At 70.5% G+C, this 16181-nt stretch carries 18 protein-coding genes; 13 read left to right on the top strand and 5 right to left on the bottom strand.

Going from position 1 to position 16181, the window contains the following annotated elements:
* The first annotated feature begins 30 nt into the window (after positions 1 to 30).
* Positions 31 to 888, top strand: a complete 858-nt coding sequence (locus ACIOKD_RS31935; RefSeq protein ID WP_402090918.1) for a sulfite exporter TauE/SafE family protein — start codon at positions 31 to 33, stop codon at positions 886 to 888.
* Positions 889 to 925: 37 nt separating this feature from the next.
* Here the strand turns inward: ACIOKD_RS31935 and ACIOKD_RS31930 are convergent, their stop codons facing one another.
* The gene (locus ACIOKD_RS31930; RefSeq protein WP_402091225.1) at positions 926 to 1588 is read right to left on the bottom strand and encodes an NUDIX domain-containing protein; all 663 of its coding nucleotides are present in this window, start codon (positions 1586 to 1588) and stop codon (positions 926 to 928) included.
* Between the two features lie 349 nt (positions 1589 to 1937).
* A complete protein-coding gene (locus tag ACIOKD_RS31925) occupies positions 1938 to 2108 on the bottom strand; it encodes a hypothetical protein (RefSeq protein ID WP_402090916.1) in 171 nt (56 codons plus the stop codon).
* A 41-nt stretch (positions 2109 to 2149) separates the two neighbouring features.
* On the opposite strand from ACIOKD_RS31925, the gene ACIOKD_RS31920 reads away from it, so the two are divergent.
* Together ACIOKD_RS31920 and ACIOKD_RS31915 are read left to right on the top strand one after the other, a co-directional pair.
* Complete coding sequence (locus tag ACIOKD_RS31920; RefSeq protein ID WP_402090914.1) at positions 2150 to 4207, top strand: discoidin domain-containing protein; 2058 nt, start codon at positions 2150 to 2152, stop codon at positions 4205 to 4207.
* Between the two features lie 36 nt (positions 4208 to 4243).
* Positions 4244 to 4849: a TetR/AcrR family transcriptional regulator gene (locus tag ACIOKD_RS31915; protein WP_402090912.1), complete on the top strand. Its 606-nt coding sequence runs from the start codon at positions 4244 to 4246 to the stop codon at positions 4847 to 4849.
* Here ACIOKD_RS31915 and ACIOKD_RS31910 read toward each other — a convergent pair.
* On the bottom strand, positions 4846 to 5628 hold the full coding sequence (locus tag ACIOKD_RS31910; protein WP_402090910.1) for a LysR substrate-binding domain-containing protein: 783 nt from the start codon (positions 5626 to 5628) through the stop codon (positions 4846 to 4848). The genes ACIOKD_RS31915 and ACIOKD_RS31910 overlap by 4 nt on opposite strands.
* 37 nt (positions 5629 to 5665) lie before the next feature.
* On the opposite strand from ACIOKD_RS31910, the gene ACIOKD_RS31905 reads away from it, so the two are divergent.
* Both ACIOKD_RS31905 and ACIOKD_RS31900 read left to right on the top strand, forming a co-directional pair.
* Positions 5666 to 6073, top strand: a complete 408-nt coding sequence (locus ACIOKD_RS31905) for a DUF5997 family protein (RefSeq protein ID WP_402090908.1) — start codon at positions 5666 to 5668, stop codon at positions 6071 to 6073.
* Between the two features lie 74 nt (positions 6074 to 6147).
* Positions 6148 to 7176, top strand: coding sequence for an LLM class flavin-dependent oxidoreductase (locus tag ACIOKD_RS31900; protein WP_402090906.1), 1029 nt, complete (start codon positions 6148 to 6150; stop codon positions 7174 to 7176).
* 22 nt (positions 7177 to 7198) lie between these two features.
* On the opposite strand, the gene ACIOKD_RS31895 is transcribed toward ACIOKD_RS31900, so the two are convergent.
* Positions 7199 to 7507 (bottom strand): GNAT family N-acetyltransferase, encoded by a 309-nt coding sequence (locus ACIOKD_RS31895; RefSeq protein WP_402090904.1) that lies wholly within the window; start codon positions 7505 to 7507, stop codon positions 7199 to 7201.
* 263 nt (positions 7508 to 7770) lie between these two features.
* Between ACIOKD_RS31895 and ACIOKD_RS31890 the strand changes: the two genes are divergently transcribed.
* The 5 genes from ACIOKD_RS31890 (at position 7771) to ACIOKD_RS31870 (ending at position 11323) form a co-directional block, all read left to right on the top strand.
* Entirely contained in the window at positions 7771 to 8037 is a 267-nt protein-coding gene (locus ACIOKD_RS31890; RefSeq protein ID WP_402090902.1) for a hypothetical protein, read from the top strand.
* Between the two features lie 148 nt (positions 8038 to 8185).
* Positions 8186 to 8605, top strand: coding sequence for a response regulator (locus ACIOKD_RS31885; protein ID WP_402090899.1), 420 nt, complete (start codon positions 8186 to 8188; stop codon positions 8603 to 8605).
* A 57-nt stretch (positions 8606 to 8662) separates the two neighbouring features.
* Positions 8663 to 8884, top strand: coding sequence for a hypothetical protein (locus tag ACIOKD_RS31880; RefSeq protein WP_402090897.1), 222 nt, complete (start codon positions 8663 to 8665; stop codon positions 8882 to 8884).
* Positions 8885 to 8952: 68 nt separating this feature from the next.
* Entirely contained in the window at positions 8953 to 9519 is a 567-nt protein-coding gene (locus tag ACIOKD_RS31875) for an antibiotic biosynthesis monooxygenase (RefSeq protein WP_402090895.1), read from the top strand.
* Between the two features lie 151 nt (positions 9520 to 9670).
* On the top strand, positions 9671 to 11323 hold the full coding sequence (locus ACIOKD_RS31870) for a hypothetical protein (RefSeq protein WP_402090893.1): 1653 nt from the start codon (positions 9671 to 9673) through the stop codon (positions 11321 to 11323).
* A 234-nt stretch (positions 11324 to 11557) separates the two neighbouring features.
* Here ACIOKD_RS31870 and ACIOKD_RS31865 read toward each other — a convergent pair whose 3' ends face one another.
* Positions 11558 to 12334, bottom strand: coding sequence for a L,D-transpeptidase family protein (locus ACIOKD_RS31865; RefSeq protein WP_402090891.1), 777 nt, complete (start codon positions 12332 to 12334; stop codon positions 11558 to 11560).
* A 301-nt stretch (positions 12335 to 12635) separates the two neighbouring features.
* Here ACIOKD_RS31865 and ACIOKD_RS31860 point away from each other — a divergent pair, with 301 nt between their 5' ends.
* The 3 genes from ACIOKD_RS31860 (at position 12636) to ACIOKD_RS31850 (ending at position 15898) form a co-directional block, all read left to right on the top strand.
* Positions 12636 to 14027 (top strand): endo-1,4-beta-xylanase, encoded by a 1392-nt coding sequence (locus ACIOKD_RS31860; RefSeq protein ID WP_402090888.1) that lies wholly within the window; start codon positions 12636 to 12638, stop codon positions 14025 to 14027.
* A gap of 93 nt (positions 14028 to 14120) precedes the next feature.
* On the top strand, positions 14121 to 14567 hold the full coding sequence (locus tag ACIOKD_RS31855) for a PPOX class F420-dependent oxidoreductase (RefSeq protein WP_402090886.1): 447 nt from the start codon (positions 14121 to 14123) through the stop codon (positions 14565 to 14567).
* 146 nt (positions 14568 to 14713) lie between these two features.
* Positions 14714 to 15898, top strand: coding sequence for a S1 family peptidase (locus ACIOKD_RS31850; RefSeq protein ID WP_402090884.1), 1185 nt, complete (start codon positions 14714 to 14716; stop codon positions 15896 to 15898).
* Positions 15899 to 16181: the final 283 nt, after the last annotated feature.

Below are 16181 nucleotides of genomic sequence, written 5' to 3'. Positions count from 1 at the left end.
CATGACCAGCGGTGTGCGGCGAGGCCTCGCGTGACGCCGTGGGAGGCCGTCGCGGTGTTCGCGGCGGGCGTGGGTGCGGGCGGGGTCAACACCGTGGTCGGTTCCGGCACCCTGATCACCTTTCCCGTGCTGCTCGCCACCGGGCTGCCGCCCGTCACCGCGACGGTCTCGAACGCGCTCGGCCTGGTCCCCGGCGCCGTCAGCGGAGCCTTCGGCTACCGGCAGGAGCTGCGCGGTCAGCGGCGGCGCATCCTCAGGCTGAGCGTCGGTGCCCTGCTGGGCGGCTTCACGGGTGCCGTGCTGCTGCTGGCCCTGCCCGCGACGGCGTTCGAGAAGATCGTGCCGGTCGTGGTGGGTCTGGCTCTCGTCCTGGTCGCCTTCCAGCCGCTGATCACCAAACGGCTGCGCCGCCGCCGGGAGAACCCTTCCCCGTCCGCGGGTCCGCGGTGGCCGGTCGCGCGGTTCCCCGCGCCCCTGAGAGGACGCCGCCGGACAGCGGCGGCCACCGACGCGCCCGTCGGCAAGGCCCACCGGGACGGCGGCCCGCTGCTGTTCGTCGGCCTGGCCCTCGCGAGCGTCTACGGCGGCTACTTCGCGGCGGCGCAGGGGATCATCTACATGTCGTTGATGGGGGTGCTCCTGGACGAGACGATGCAACGCCTCACCGCCGTCAAGAACGTCCTCGTCGCCGTCGTCAACAGTGTCGCCGCGACCTTCTTCCTCTTCGTCGCGGACTTCGACTGGACGGCTGTCGCGCTGATCGCCGTCGGCTCCGCGATCGGCGGGCAGCTCGGCGCCGCCGTCGGCCGCCGCTTCAGCCCCGTGGTCCTGCGCGTCCTCATCGTGACGATCGGCACGGTCGCCCTCGTCCAACTGCTGCTGCGCTGACCGGTGGCGCACGACCGCCGCCCGCCCGACGGGGGGCCTACTTGCTGAACGGCCCTTCCAGCGCCGCCCACTGCAACAGCATGATGGTCTTGGCGTCGGCGATCCCGCCGGTACGGATCATGCCCAGGGCCTCCCTGAAGGGCAGTTCGACGGTCTCGATGTCCTCGCCCTCCTCGTCCAGTCCGCCGCCCTCGTGGGTGCGGGTGGCCGGTCCGTAGGAGGCGGCGTAGAAGGTGACGCGCTCGGTGACCGAGCCAGGGCTCATATAGACGTCGAAGACCCGCTCGACCTCGCCGACCGTGTGCCCGGTCTCCTCGATGACCTCGCGTCGTACGGCGACCTCGGGGTGCTCGTCGTCATCGTCGAGCAGACCGCCCGGTGTCTCCACGAGCATGCCGTCGGGGTGTCCGTTGACGTACACGGGATAGCGGAACTGCCGGGTCAGCAGCACGGTCTCGCGTTCCGTGTCGTAGAGCAGGATCGTGGCGCCGTTGCCGCGGTCGTGCGTCTCGCGCTCCTGGGTGGACCAGGTGCCGTCGGCGAGCTGGAGGTCGAACGTCGTGGTGCGCTCCACGTACCAGTGGCAGGACAGCAGGGTCACGTCCCGCACCTTGACCCGGGGGTTCCCGGTCAGGTCGAGGCCGACCCGGTCGAGTCCGGTACGGCCCCTGCGGTCCGGGGTGTCGATGCCCGCGGTCATCGTGCGCCGGCCGGGGAGGATGTGCGGAGGGACGAAGTACAGGTGGAACACATGGTCATGTACTGCTTCTACCATCCCGGTCCCGCCCCTGTCAGGCGTGTTGTTGATCAGCGGAGGCACCGGTGGCCTGCCGGACCACCGCCCCGCCAGTGCGGGTCGATGTCCGTGGGCGAGGTGCGCTCGGCGCGGAGCACGACGCCCGGGGCCGCGCCCGCCGTGCGGAGGCGTCGCAGGCCGACAGCGCCGGTCCGAGAAGCAGGGCAAGGGTCAGGACCAGGGCTGCCGGCGCCGCGCCGCGTACGGGACGTGCATGCGCTCGCTGCTACTTGCGCCAGAAGTGGACGATGCTTCACACGACGGTGGCCGGGCCGTTGCCGCTGTACGTGCGGGCAGGTGGCGGCTGGGCGCGCAGTTCCCGGCGCCCCCGGAAGGCCCTACGGGCCATCAGGTCATCCGTCCCGGTCCCTTGACTCTCCTTGCGGCAGTCGGGATTCTCGTTCCACGCGTTTGCAGGAGTCATGACAAGCAGCGTGCCGCCGACCGAAGACGTGGGTGATGATCATGACCCGACAGCCTCTCCACCGGCGAAGGCCCCTCACGGTCCTGTCGCTGCTGTTCGTCGTGATGGCCCTGGCGCTCGGCCCCACGCCCAGTTCCGCCGCCGGGACGGACTGGTGGGACCCGACCTCGCGGCCCGCGCCCGACTCGCAGATCAACGTCACCGGGGAGCCCTTCAAGGGCACCGACTCGCAGGGCGAGGTACGCGGGTTCGTCGACGCGCACAACCACATCATGGCCAACGAGGCCTTCGGCGGACGGCTCATCTGTGGCAAGCCCTTCTCGAAGGCGGGGGTCGCCGACGCCCTCAAGGACTGCCCCGAGCACTACCCCGACGGCTCGCTGGCGATCTTCGACTTCATCACCAACGGCGGTGACGGCAAGCACGACCCCGACGGCTGGCCCACGTTCAAGGACTGGCCGGCCCATGACTCGCTGACCCACCAGCAGAACTACTACGCCTGGGTCGAGCGGGCCTGGCGCGGCGGCCAGCGCGTACTCGTCAACGACCTCGTCACCAACGGCGTGATCTGCTCGGTCTACCCCTTCAAGGACCGCGGCTGCGACGAGATGACCTCGATCCGGCTGCAGGCGAAGCTGACGTACGACATGCAGGACTACATCGACGCGATGTACGGCGGCCCCGGCAAGGGCTGGTTCAGGATCGTCACCGACAGCGCGCAGGCCCGCGAGGTCGCCCAGCAGGGCAGACTCGCCGTCGTCCTGGGCGTGGAGACGTCCGAGCCGTTCGGCTGCAAGCAGATCCTGGACATCGCGCAGTGCGACAAGGCCGACATCGACGCCGGCCTGGACGAGTTGTACGACCTCGGCGTGCGCAGCATGTTCCTGTGCCACAAGTTCGACAACGCCCTGTGCGGAGTCAGGTTCGACGAGGGCGGCCTCGGTACGGCGATCAACGTCGGCCAGTTCCTGTCGACGGGCACCTTCTGGCAGACGGAGAAGTGCACGGGCCCGCAGCACGACAACCCCATCGGGGGTGCGGCGGCGCCGGGCGCCGAGAAGGAACTGCCCGCGGGCGTCGACGTACCGTCGTACGACGAGGACGCGCAGTGCAACAAGCGCGGGCTCAGCGATCTCGGCGAGTACGCCGTGCGCGGGCTGATGAAGCGCAAGATGATGCTGGAGATCGACCACATGGGCGTCAAGGCCACCGGCCGCGCCCTCGACATCTTCGAGGCGGAGTCCTACCCCGGGGTGATCTCCTCGCACAGCTGGATGGACCTGAACTGGACCGAGCGGGTCTACCGCCTCGGCGGCTTCATCGCCCAGTACATGCACGGCTCCGAGGAGTTCGGCGCGGAGGCCGCGCGGACGAAGGCCCTGCGCGACAAGTACGACGTGGGTTACGGCTACGGCACCGACATGAACGGCGTCGGCGGCTGGCCCGCCCCGCGTGGCGCCGATGCCCCGAACCCCGTGCGGTACCCGTTCCGCAGCACCGACGGCACCGCCGTGCTGGACCGGCAGACCGCCGGGCAGCGCACCTGGGACATCAACACCGACGGGGCCGCCCACTACGGTCTCGTCCCGGACTGGATCGAGGACATCCGGCTGGTCGCGGGCCAGGGCGTCGTGGACGACCTGTTCCGGGGCGCCGAGTCCTACCTCGACACCTGGGGCGCGTCGGAGCGGCACAAGGCAGGGGTGAACCTCGCCGAGGGCGCGCCCGCGTCGGCCAGTTCGTCGGAGTCGAACCCGTTCACCAGCTACGCGCCCGGCCGGGCCGTGGACGGTGACACGGGCACCCGCTGGGCCAGCGACTGGAGCGACGACCAGTGGCTGCGGGTCGACCTGGGCTCCACGAGCACGGTCAGGCGGGTCACCCTCGGCTGGGAGCGCGCCTACGCGAAGTCGTACCGCGTGGAGGTCTCCACCAACGGCACGGACTGGCAGTCCGTCTGGTCCACGACCACCGGGGACGGCGGCCTGGACACGGCCCAGTTCTCCGGCGTACCCGCCCGCTACATACGGGTTCACGGACTGGATCGCGGTACGGACTGGGGCTACTCGCTGTACGAGGTGGGCGTCCACAGCAGTTGACGCCCACCGGGAACGAGCAGGCGCGAAAGGGACCTCATGGCACGGATGCCGTCGGCCGAGCGGCGCCGTCAGCTCACCGAGGCGGCCATCCGCGCGATGACCCGGGACGGCGTCCCCAGGACGACGACCCGGTCCATCGCGGCCGAGGCGGGCGTGTCACTGAGCGTCTTCCACTACTGCTTCGACTCCAAGCAGGCACTGATCGAGTCCGTCATCGAGACGATCACCAGCCACTCCGTCACAGTGGTGCGCGAGGCGATCCGGCCGAAGGCGACCCTGCGGGAGACCGTCGCGGCCGGCTTCCAGGCCTACTGGGACCATGTGTCCGCCCACCCGGGCGAGCACATGCTCACCTACGAACTGACGCAGTACGCCCTGCGCCAGCCGGGGTTCGAGCATCTGGCACGGCGGCAGTACGAGTTGTACTCCGACACCTATGCGGAACTGGTCGAACAGCTCAGCCGTGACATGGACTTCGTGCTGCGTGTGCCCGTGCCGGTGCTGGCCCGCTATCTGGCCGCCATGACCGACGGACTCACTCTCAACTTCCTCGTGCTCGGCGACGACTCGGCGTGGGCCGACATCCTCGACACGATCACCGACCATGTGGCCGGCCTCGTACGCGACACGGACGAGATCTAGGACCGGCCGCGGCGGGGCTTGCCTCTCTTGGCCCCGGCTGCCTTGCTGCCCTTCGCGCCGCCGGAGCCCGGGCGGGGGCTCTTGGCGCCGGCCGTCCTGCCCGCGGCGGGCTTGCGTCGGGGGGCGGACTTGTCGGTGCGGGCGGCCTTCGGCTCGGCGGGCGGTTGCGTACGGCCGCGGGAACTGTTGACGGTACGGCCCCGGACGATGCCGATGAAGTCCTCCACCAGGTCGGTGGTCCGGTCCTGTGGCCACGACAGCGCGACCCGCGACTCGGGGGCGTCCGTCACCGGCCGGTACGTGAGGTCCTTGCGGTGATGGAGACGGGCGATCGACTGCGGAACGACGAGGAGTCCCACTCCCGCCGCCACCAGGTCGACCGCGTCGGCCGTCGTGGCGGGGCGCTCGATCGCGGGGCGGCCCGGCAGGCGCTCCCAGTCGAGGGTGTCGTCGAGGGGGTGCAGCACGATGTCGTCCGCCAGGTCCTCGGCACTCACCTCGTCCACCGCGGCCACGACGTGGTCCTTGGGGACGACGACCACGGTCGTCTCGGCGTAGAGGGGGATCGCGCTGAGGTCCGTACCGTCGACCGGCAGCCGGACCAGACCCGCGTCGGCGTCGCCGCCCCGCAGCGCGTCGAATGCCTCGCCGACGGACATCGCGCGGAGCGTCAGGGGGACGTCGGGCAGCCGCTCGTTCCAGATCCGCACCCACTTGCTGGGCGTCACTCCCGGGACATACGCCAGCCGGAACGAAGGGGATTCTTCCGAGCCTGTCACCTGGCCAGGTTACCCGTCGTGGTCGGCGCTGGTTCACATGCTCGATACCCTTGCCGTTATGACGTCGCACGAGAACACCCAGACGATGAAGCCCGCGACCGCGGCGAAGAAGCTGGGTGTGTACCTAGAGGCCACACCCGCCGAGTTCCAGGAAGGTGTCGTCTCGCGCTCCGAGCTCACCGCACTCCAGGCCGATCCGCCCGAGTGGCTGCAGGAGCTGCGGCGCACCGGCCCGCACCCCCGGCCGGTGGTCGCCGCCAAGCTCGGTATCTCCATCTCCGGGCTCGCCCGCGGCGGGGTGACGGACGCCCTCACCACGGACGAGATCGAGGCGCTGAAGAAGGACTCCCCGGAGTGGCTCCAGAAGGAGCGGGCCACCCAGGCCGAGGTCCGCAAGGAGACGGCACGCATCAAGGACCTCAAGGACAAGAAGGCCGAGGGGTAGCAGCCGGGCCGTAGCAGTGCAGTAGCAGTGCAGTGCAGTAGCAGAAGAACTCGTGCGACCGCTGGAGGAGCCCCGTGCCGCTGCGCACACGACCGTTGCGGAAGCTGGGCTTCCTGACCATCGGCCTGTTCGACGGGGCCGATCCCCGCGCGGGCCACGAGTCCACGCTGGAGATCATCGAACTCGGCGAGCGGCTGGGCTTCGACAGCGCGTGGCTGCGCCACCGTCATCTCCAGTACGGGATCTCCTCCCCCGTGGCCGTCCTCGCCGCGGCCTCGCAGCGCACCACCCGGATCGAGCTGGGCACCGCGGTCATCCCGCTGGGCTGGGAGAACCCGCTGCGGCTGGCCGAGGACCTGGCCACGGTCGACCTGCTGTCCGGGGGCCGTCTCAATCCGGGCGTCAGCGTCGGCCCGCCGATGCACTTCGACCAGGTCAAGGACGCGCTGTATCCGGACACCGCGGACGCCGAGGACTTCGGCTACGACCGGGTGAGCCGCCTGCTGGACTTCGTACGCGGCAGACCGGCGACCGACTTCAGCGGGGTCGAGGGGTTCGAGGTGTTCTCCGACCGCGTCCAGCCGCACGCCGCCGGTCTGGGCGGCCGGCTCTGGTACGGCGGCGGCAGCCTGGGGTCGGCCCGGTGGGCGGGTGAGCACGGCATGAACTTCCTGACCAGCAGTGTCGTGAAGGCGGAGGAGTCCGAGGACTTCGCCGAGATCCAGCTGTCCCACGTACGCGCCTTCCGCGCCCGGCACCCCGACGGCGAGCGCGCCCGCGTCTCCCAGGGGCTCGTCGTCATCCCCACCGACAGTGCCACTCCCGAACAGCGCGCGAAGTACGAGGCGTACGCCGAGAAGCGGACCCCTCGTACCGCGATGCCCCATGGCCCCGCGCGCCTGATGTTCGCGCCCGATCTCGTCGGGACCTCCGCCGAGATCGCCGAACGGCTGTACGCCCAAGCCGCGTTCCGGGAGATCGACGAGGTCGCGTTCGCGCTGCCCTTCACCTTCGAGCACGCGGACTACGTACAGATCCTCACCGACATCGCCACCGGGCTCGGCCCGGCACTGGGCTGGCAGCCGTCGGCCCACCGGGGATAGCGGGCCCTTCCTCCGGTATGCCTCAGTCGCTGACCTTGCTGCGCGCCTGGTACAGCAGGTCGCCGTACTCGGGGTGGCGGGCGATCCAGCCGGCGTAGAAGGGGCAGGTGGCCAGCACCCGCAGGCCGGCCGCGCGCGCCTCGTCGAGGGAGACCCGGACCAGCGCGGAGCCGACGCCCTTGCCCTCGCACTCCGGGCTCACCTCGGTGTGCACGAACGCGATGAGCTCCGTCGTGCGGATGTAGTCCGCGTATCCGGCGACCTCGGACGCTCCGTCGAGCCGGGCCTCGTAGCGCCGCGCCTCGGGCGCGTCGCTCACCTCCACCGCCATGTTTCCTCCTGGTGTGCGCAGGGTCGAGCAAGGTCACGACCCTAACCCACGCGTTGTTCGAATTCGTCCGGCGCACCCCCGTTGACCTGCCCGTACACGGGCGGGCAGGGGCGGTCGTTCCTCGGGGCGCCCACGTTTGGGTGATGAATGCTCGCCGACAGCGCTCCCCGCCCCAAGCATGGCTGTAGGAGCGGCGAGGTCGCGCGATCGCGTGGCCGGATCTCCCGCTCATCCGTCCATCCTTTCTCCATCAGGGAGCAACCATGCGCGTGCGTACCATCCTTGCCGCCGGCGTCTTCGCCGCCACCGCGATCCTGGGCAGCGCCGGCGCGGCCATCGCCGACGACGGCGACGAGCGCCACAACGATGGCCGCAACGACAGCCGCTACGAGGGCGACTTCCGCGCGTGCGGCATGTTGTCGGGCGCCGGTGACGGCCACGCCTACTACGGCAACGGCTGCGCGGAGGCCCACTGGGAGGGCGAGAACCACAGCTCTCAGTACGACGGCGATCACCGCTTCGGTCGCTGACAGGCCGTAGCGCCGCCACTCGGGGAACGGTCGTCACGACCGTTCCCCGACGTTTCGTAGCGACACAACGAGCGGGCGACAGTGGGGCCGGGTGGTGACAGTTGCGTCCACATCTCACGCTGATCGACGACGACACCGACTTCGCAGTATGTGCCGTTCCTGTCTGGAGCGTGAGGGCTTCACGGTCACCTGGGCCATGGACGCCCGGGCCGGGCAGCCGGCCGTCCTGATCGTCGAGGACAACACGGATCTCGCCGCGACCTACCGCACGCTGCCGGACCGCCAGGGGCATCACGTCACGGCCGTCCGCACTGGCGCGGACGCCGTCACCGCGACCGACAGCCGCCTCTTCGACGTCGTCGTGTGCGATCTCGGGCTGCCCGACATGGACGGCTACGCCGTGGCCCGTACCGTGCGCTCGCGCCCGCAGGGTGCCTCGCTGCGTCTCATCGCGGTCTCCGGCTTCAGCCGCGGCACCGACCGTACGCTGTCCCGCGAGGCCGGATTCGACGCCCACCTGGTGAAACCTCTGCCGCTCGCGGACCTGTTGGACCTCCTGGAAGCCTGACTGTCCCGGGCGCCGGAGTGCCTGGGTCGAAAGGACGTGCGTGGGTACCCGTATCTCATGACTGACGTGGTGGACTCCGACGAACTCCTGCGCCGCATCCAGCGGGCCCGCTCCTGGGCCGGCCGGGAGGAGCAGACATGGAAGGCGCGAAGCGAGGAGCTCAAAACCGGCGATCCGGACAGCTCACGCGATGCCGAGCTGCGCGGACACACCTATGAGGCCGTGCGCAAGGCGCTGGACGAGATAGTCAGGCCGGGTATGCACGACGCGGACAGCTGAACCTTCTGCACCGGTCCGTTTCGCCGATCCGCGCATGACCCGCTCGGCCCATGGAACCCGATGTTGTCATGAGCACCCCGCAGGCCCCGTGCGCCGAACCCGTCACCACGGTCCTCACCTGGCAGGTACGTCCCGGCCGTGAAGCCGAATTCGAGGAGTGGACCCGGGGCGTCGCCGACTGCGTCTCGCGGTTTCCCGGCAGCCAGGGTGTGTCGTGGCTGCGCCCGGAGCCCGGGCACCGGTTCCACGCGGTGCTCCGCTTCGCCGACCCGCAGCGGCTCACCGACTGGCTGATCTCTTCCGAGCGCGCGGAGTGGCACGCGCGGATCGAGGGCATCGCCACCGAGGTCCGTGACGAACGCCAGTCGACCACCGGGATGGAGAGCTGGTTCCGGCTCCCCGGCACCACCGTGAAGGCCCCGCCGCGCTGGAAGATGGTCCTGACGACGTTCCTCGGCGCCTATCCGATGACGTTCCTCGTCCAGTGGCTGGTGGCACCCGGTACGGCCGCGTGGCCCCTGCCGCTGCGCGCCGCCGTCTTCCCCCTCGTGCTGCTGCCGGTGCTCACGTATCTGATCATGCCGGGGCTCAGCCGACTGCTGCGGTTGTGGCTGTACGGCACGCCCGACGACTGACGTCGTGAGCGGTCCGGCTCCGGTCCGCGTCACACGTACGCCTCATCCCGTTGGCGGCGTTTGGCGGGGGCGCTTAGAAAGGTCGCACAGCAACTCTCGGGCCGCACCCCCGGGCCACGACAGCGACTGCACCCTTCGTAGGGAGCCGAGTATGACAACCCGTTCGCCTTTCGACGCCGATCGACCTGGCATATCTCCGGAGAGCGTGGTCGACGCCACCATCCCGCCGCTACCCGTCTCCGCCCCCTGGCACGCCGTGCCGGACGAGGCGCCGGACAGGGCGGCACGCAGAGCCGAGCGCCGGTACACCGACGCGGCCGACGCCGACAAGGACCGGTACGCCGACCCCGCCGAGGAGACCGACCACCGGTACCCCGAGCCGGTCGACGCGGCCGAGCAGCGGTACGCGGACCCGGCCGACGCCGACCAGGACCGGTACGCCGACCCCGCCGACGACATCGACCACCGGTACGCCGACCCGGTCGCCCATCGGTATCCCGACGCGGCCGACAGGGCGCCCCGCCGCTACACCGCCCCGGCCGAACGGGATGACGGGGCCGGCCCGGACGGTCGGGACCGCCGGGACGAGCCGGACGAGCGCCGCTACGCGGGGCCCGCCGCCGCGGCCGACCGCCCGTACACGGAAGCGGCCGACGAGTCCCGCCACCCGCGCCCCACCTCCACCGCCCCCGCCCCGGTGGCCCAGGTCGACCCGCGGTCCTCCGACTCGGCCGCCGAGTTCGACAGGAAGTATCCCGACCAGGCCGAGATCGAGGCCGATCCCGCGTACATCAACCCGGTCGACGGACTGGTGCACGCCGCGGTGGCCGACCGGCCGCTGGAAGAGGTGATCGAGCTCATCGAGCTGCTGGAGCGGTCACCGGAGTACGCGAGGGCCACGGTCGACGCGCTGCGGGCGGTCGGCACGGACCGGTCCGTGGAGGACGTGAGCCGGCTGGTGGCCCTGCTGACCCGGCCGCCGCGGAACGCCGACAGCGCCGACGAGGCGATCCGCGCGGCGGCCGAGGGCCGCCCCGTGGAGGACGTCACCAGGCTGATGGCACTGCTGCACCGGCCCCCGCTGGAACCCCACTGCGGCGAGGCCGCGGTGCGGGCCGCCGCCACCAGCCGGCCGGTCGAGGAACTCGTGGAACTGATCGGCCGCATGGCCCACGAGCAGGGCGTGCGCGAGGGCCGGCAGCAGGAGAAGCCGGTGAGGCGCGAGGAGAAGAAGGCGGCCGAGGACGCGCGCGCGGCCTCGGCCGATAACGGGCCCCCCTCCGGGGACCGGCTGCTCGCCGAGGGCGGCACGGTCGCCATCGGCCGTACGGCCCGGGCACGCCGGAACCGGCCCGCGAAGACCGTCGACCCGCCCGCCTGGCCTCGTCTGGCCGCGGCCCTGATGCTCGTGGTGTGCGGGCTGGCCCACTTCCCGCCGCACCGCGACGGCGCCTCTCTCACCGCCTACGGGTTCGTCGTCGGCGCCTGCGGTCTGTGCGTCCTGCTGGGGCTGGCGCTGCTCCGCCGGAGCGTGATGCCCGTGCTGGCCCTGGGGATCATCGTTCCCGCGGCGCTCGCCGTCGCCCAGCTCCTGGAAGGCCGTATCCAGTCGCGGGGCCTGTCCCGGGCCCTGGATCTGACGCTCGCGCCGCCGTGGCTCGCCGGTCTCGCGGCCGTGCTCGCCGCACTGGCGGCCCTGACGGCGCTGGTCTCGCTGCTCGCCTCGTCGAGGCCCCGCCCGCGGCCCGACGTACGGCAACTGGCCGGACAGCCGGCCGGATCGGACCGGGCGGCGGCAGGCTGACCCGACGGGACGACGAACGGCGGCTGTCCGACACCCTCGGGTGTCGGACAGCCGCCGTTCGTCGTCCCGTTCGTCGTCGCGGCGTGCGTCTGTTGTCACGATGCCGCGCGTCGGCCGCCCGTTCGCGAGGGCCCCTCCCGGCCTCCCCGGCACGGGCCCTCAAAAAAGCAGATCTCTCCCGTGGGCAGGACCGCGGATCCTGGTGCCCGGACCACCGGTCGACGGGCACAGCCTTCAGCGTCTGAGTGCGGCCCCGTCGCCCATGACGATCACCGGGTGGCGGGCGGGGTCGACCGCACGGAGCAGGGCCTTCATATGGTCCTCGCGCAGACTGACGCAGCCCTGGGTGGGGCCGCCGTGGTCGACGTGCACCCAGATGCCGCCGCCCCTGCCCGCCCCCAGGGGCCGCGTCCAGTCCAGCGGTGAGGTGCCGGGCTCGCGGTTGTAGTCGATGGCGATCACATAGTCGAAGGAGCCGGCCAGGGGCTCGCCCTCGAAGCCGGTTCCGTCCACGGAGAAGCCACCGGAGTGGTCGTACGGGAGACGGGTGCCGGGATTGCCGCGCAGGCCGCCCGCGTCCGTGAGCGTGTACACGCCGACAGGTGAGCGGAGATCGCCGACCACGTGATGGCGGGTCCAGCCCTTGAAGGCGTTGTGCGCGGGCCAGACGGTCCCGGCATGCCAGCCCGACGCCGTGCGTTCGTACAGCACCGCGGTGGACACGGCGGAGTCGCGCCCCCGGCCGGTGACCATGAGCACCTGACTCGTCTTCGGGGAGATCTCGGCCGACGTCCTCGGGCCCAGGCCCGGCAGTTGCCGCGGTGCCACGTCCAGGGAGATCCGGGGCGCGGGGGCGGGCGCGGCCCCGCCGGCCCTGGTCGGGTGCGCCCCCGGTGCGCGCTCCGTCGTCCTCGCCTTTCCGGCGCCGCAGCCGACGAGGACGGCGAGGAGGAGGGCGGCGGCCAGGGCGACGGCGGAACGGCGTCCGGCGCCGCGTGTGCTCGTGATCATGCGTCGACCCTGACCGACACATATGAGGAACTTGTCAGGCGCGCTGGATCACTCACCCATCACGCTCGCACATCCCGTTCTTCGAAACATTCGACCCACCTGGCGATTATTCAGGGGAACATAGGCGCGCCGGGCCGGTGAGGCAAGAGGATCCGGGCGGCACGCGGGGCGGCCCGACCAACTTGAGCCAACCGAAATACGGTGCGGTACAGCCCGTTGACGGTCCGCACGACCGGCCGTAGGGTCTGCGCAGCAATTCGGAAACATGCTCGAAACTTTCGATATCGCAGAAGGGGACGACATGCTCACCCGTACGTTCACGGACCACCCGGTCACACCTCCGCCCCGCAGGTCACGGGCTCGAAGAGCCCTCGTGTTCGGCACAGCCGGCCTGCTCGCCGCGGTCGGCGTCACGGCCTTCGCGGAAACGGCCGCGGCGGCGAGCACGCTCGGGGCCGCGGCGGCCGAGAAGGGCCGCTACTTCGGCACCGCGGTCGCGGCCAACCACCTGGGCGAGGCCGCGTACGCCTCGACACTGAACACGGAGTTCAACTCCGTGACCCCCGAGAACGAGATGAAGTGGGACGCCGTCGAGCCCAGCCGCAACTCCTTCTCGTACGGATCAGCCGACCAGATCGTCAGCCATGCCCAGAGCAGGGGCATGAAGGTCCGCGGGCACACCCTCGTCTGGCACTCCCAGCTGCCCGGCTGGGTCGGCGGACTCGGCGCCGCCGACCTCAGGACGGCGATGAACAACCACATCACCCAGGTCATGCAGCACTACAAGGGCAAGATTCACTCCTGGGACGTCGTCAACGAGGCCTTCCAGGACGGCAGCAGCGGCGCCCGGCGCAGTTCGCCCTTCCAGGACAAGCTCGGCAACGGCTTCATCGAGGAGGCGTTCCGCACCGCGCGGACGGCGGATCCGGCCGCCAAACTCTGTTACAACGACTACAACACCGACGGAATCAACGCGAAGAGCAATGCCGTCTACAACCTGGTCAAGGACTTCAAGGCGCGTGGCGTGCCGATCGACTGCGTCGGCCTCCAGTCCCACTTCAACAGCGCCTCCCCCGTGCCGAGCGACTACCGGGCGAACCTGCAGCGCTTCGCCGATCTGGGTGTCGACGTGCAGATCACCGAGCTGGACATCGAGGGCTCCGGCACGGCACAGGCCACCAGCTACACCAACGTGGTGAACGCCTGCCTCGGCGTCTCCCGCTGCACCGGGATCACCGTCTGGGGCGTCACCGACAAGTACTCCTGGCGCGCGAGCGGCACCCCGCTGCTGTTCGACGGCAACTACAGCAAGAAGGCCGCCTACACCGCCGTACTCACCGCGCTCGGCGGCAGCGGCTCGGGGGGCGGCGGAGGCGGCGGCGGCAACGCCGCCTGCACGGTCACGTACAGCAGGACGAACGACTGGAGCGACCGCTTCAACGGGCAGGTGACGGTGACCGCGGGCAGTGCCGCCATCACCGGCTGGACGACAGTCGTTACGGTGACCTCTCCGCAGAAGATTTCCACGACCTGGAACGGCACACCCAGTTGGGACTCCGGCGGCAGCGTCATGACCATGAAGCCAGGCGGCAACGGGAGTCTCGCGGCGGGAGCGTCGACGAGCTTCGGGTTCACCGTCATGAAGAACGGCAACTCCGCGGCGCCCACGATCGGTTCGTGCAGCGCTTCCTGAAGCGGTTCCGGCCGTACCGCATATCGCCTACCGCGTATCGCGTATCGCCGGAATGCCGGAATGCCAGGTGGTGTCGCGGGCGTTGCTCAGCGCATGACTGATGACACCGGTCCCGGCCAGGACGCACTGCTCCGACTCCTCTCCGAGTACGACGGCGGGGTGCTCACCACGCTCAAGCGCGACGGACGCCCACAGCTGTCCAACGTCAACCACGCGTACTACCCCGACGAACGGATCGTGCGCGTGTCGCTCACCGACGGCCGTGCCAAGACGCGCAATCTGCGCCGCGATCCACGGGCCTCCTACCACGTGACCAGCGCGGACCGTTGGGCCTACACCGTCGCCGAAGGCATCGCCGATCTCTCGCCCGTGGCCCGTGCAACCGGCGACGAGACCGTGGAGGAGCTGATCCGGCTGTACCGGGACGTACAGGGCGAGCATTCCGACTGGGACGACTACCGGGCCGCCATGGTCCGCGACGGGCGGCTCGTCCTGAGGCTTCGCGTGGAGCGCGCGTACGGCATTCCGCTCGCCCGCTGACAGAGACGAATCCCGCCGACAGCTCTTGTTTTTGGTCTGTACCTGACGATGGTCTGCCGCTAGGCTCTGCCCCGCATTCCATGAGAGCGCTCTCATAGTTCAGCTGTTCCGCCCCCACCTTGCTGGAACAACGAAGGGCTGTCGCCTTGAGACGCACCACGACCCTGAGCACCGGCCTGGCCTCCCTCCTTCTGATCGGCGCCTGGGCAACCGTCGCCGCCGGACCCGCCTCGGCCGCCCCCGCCCCCGAAGCCACCCCCACCTCCACCTCCACCTCCGAAGCGCCTGCCTCCGACGCCCTCATCGACGCCATGCGCCGGGACTTCGGCCTGACGCGGGCAGGCGCGAAGGCACGTCTCGCCGCCGAGAGGACGGCGACGGCCGCCGAGCCGAAGGCCAAGCGCGCGGCGGGAGCCGCGTACGGCGGCTCCTGGTTCGACGCCGACAGCGGGAAGTTGACCGTCGCCGTCAAGTCCGGGACGTCCGCCGCCACGCTCGCCTCCGTGCGGGACACCGGGGCGAACGTTCGCACCGTCGAGTACAGCGCGCGGCAGCTCGACGCGGCCAAGACGCGCATCGACAAGCTGGCCGCGCCGGACGGAGTCAGCAACTGGTACGTCGACGCCGAGTCGAGTTCGGTGGTCGTGGGCGTCGTCGCCGCGCAGCGCGCTGACAACGATGTCCGGTCGTTCCTCGCGAAGGCGCGGGCCAGTGGTTCGGTCGCCGTCACCGTCGAGGAGACCCCCGCCGCGCCCGAGACCTTCGCGGCCGGGACCGTCGGCGGCGACCCCTTCTACACCGGCAACGTCCGCTGTTCCATCGGCTTCTCGGTGCACGGCGGTTTCGTGACCGCCGGGCACTGTGGTGGGGCGGGACAGGGTGTCAGTGGCTGGGACCGCTCGTACATAGGCAACATCCAGGGCTCGTCGTTCCCCGACAACGACTACGCGTGGGTGAACGTCGGCAGCGGGTGGTGGACCGTGCCTGTCGTGCTCGGTTGGGGCACTGTCTCCGACCAACTCGTGCGCGGCTCCAACGAGGCGCCGGTCGGTGCGTCCATCTGCCGGTCGGGGTCGACCACGCACTGGCACTGCGGGAACGTGCTGGCCAAGAACGAGACCGTCAACTACAGCCAGGGCGCTGTGCGTCAGATGACCAAGACCAGTGTCTGTGCGGAGCCTGGTGACTCGGGTGGGTCGTTCATCAGCGGTGACCAGGCGCAGGGGGTCACTTCCGGTGGTTGGGGGAACTGCTCCACCGGTGGTGAGACCTGGTATCAGCCGATCAACGAGATTCTCAATCGGTATGGGTTGACGTTGCACACGGCGTGATGTTGGCGCGCCTCCGTCGGACGGGCTCCGTCGCCGGGAGGTGGCGGGGTCCGTCCTTGCCGTCCGGGGCGCGCCTCGGCGCTCCGCGCGGGGTGGTTTCGGGTGGGGGCCGGGGTGGGGCGGGTCGCGCCGTTCCTCGCGCCCCTTACGGGCCTGGGTTCGGCTTTGTGTGCCGGGTGCCGGGTGCCGGGGGGGTGCCTCTATGTCCTTCGTCAAGGCACCCCTGTCGGGTTTGGGGTGATTCAGGCTTGCTGGGGTCATGCGGCGAGTTCAACGTCCGCAG

Origin of the sequence: Streptomyces sp. NPDC087844 (genome assembly GCF_044742785.1) — a bacterium.
In the GTDB taxonomy this organism is placed as follows: Bacteria; Actinomycetota; Actinomycetes; order Streptomycetales; family Streptomycetaceae; genus Streptomyces.
The sequence above is the reverse complement of the archived record's forward strand: the minus strand, read 5'-3'. Positions and strand labels throughout refer to the sequence as shown.

Coding starts and splice junctions, on each gene's coding strand:
- ACIOKD_RS31920 (WP_402090914.1), top strand. CDS start 2,150: ATGACCCGACAGCCTCTCCACCGGCGAAGGCCCCTCACGGTCCTGTCG.
- ACIOKD_RS31905 (WP_402090908.1), top strand. CDS start 5,666: ATGCTCGATACCCTTGCCGTTATGACGTCGCACGAGAACACCCAGACG.
- ACIOKD_RS31895 (WP_402090904.1), bottom strand. CDS start 7,507: ATGGCGGTGGAGGTGAGCGACGCGCCCGAGGCGCGGCGCTACGAGGCC.
- ACIOKD_RS31855 (WP_402090886.1), top strand. CDS start 14,121: ATGACTGATGACACCGGTCCCGGCCAGGACGCACTGCTCCGACTCCTC.
- ACIOKD_RS31890 (WP_402090902.1), top strand. CDS start 7,771: ATGCGCGTGCGTACCATCCTTGCCGCCGGCGTCTTCGCCGCCACCGCG.
- ACIOKD_RS31930 (WP_402091225.1), bottom strand. CDS start 1,588: ATGACCGCGGGCATCGACACCCCGGACCGCAGGGGCCGTACCGGACTC.
- ACIOKD_RS31915 (WP_402090912.1), top strand. CDS start 4,244: ATGGCACGGATGCCGTCGGCCGAGCGGCGCCGTCAGCTCACCGAGGCG.
- ACIOKD_RS31885 (WP_402090899.1), top strand. CDS start 8,186: ATGTGCCGTTCCTGTCTGGAGCGTGAGGGCTTCACGGTCACCTGGGCC.
- ACIOKD_RS31880 (WP_402090897.1), top strand. CDS start 8,663: ATGACTGACGTGGTGGACTCCGACGAACTCCTGCGCCGCATCCAGCGG.
- ACIOKD_RS31870 (WP_402090893.1), top strand. CDS start 9,671: ATGACAACCCGTTCGCCTTTCGACGCCGATCGACCTGGCATATCTCCG.
- ACIOKD_RS31925 (WP_402090916.1), bottom strand. CDS start 2,108: ATGACTCCTGCAAACGCGTGGAACGAGAATCCCGACTGCCGCAAGGAG.
- ACIOKD_RS31875 (WP_402090895.1), top strand. CDS start 8,953: ATGAGCACCCCGCAGGCCCCGTGCGCCGAACCCGTCACCACGGTCCTC.
- ACIOKD_RS31860 (WP_402090888.1), top strand. CDS start 12,636: ATGCTCACCCGTACGTTCACGGACCACCCGGTCACACCTCCGCCCCGC.
- ACIOKD_RS31865 (WP_402090891.1), bottom strand. CDS start 12,334: ATGATCACGAGCACACGCGGCGCCGGACGCCGTTCCGCCGTCGCCCTG.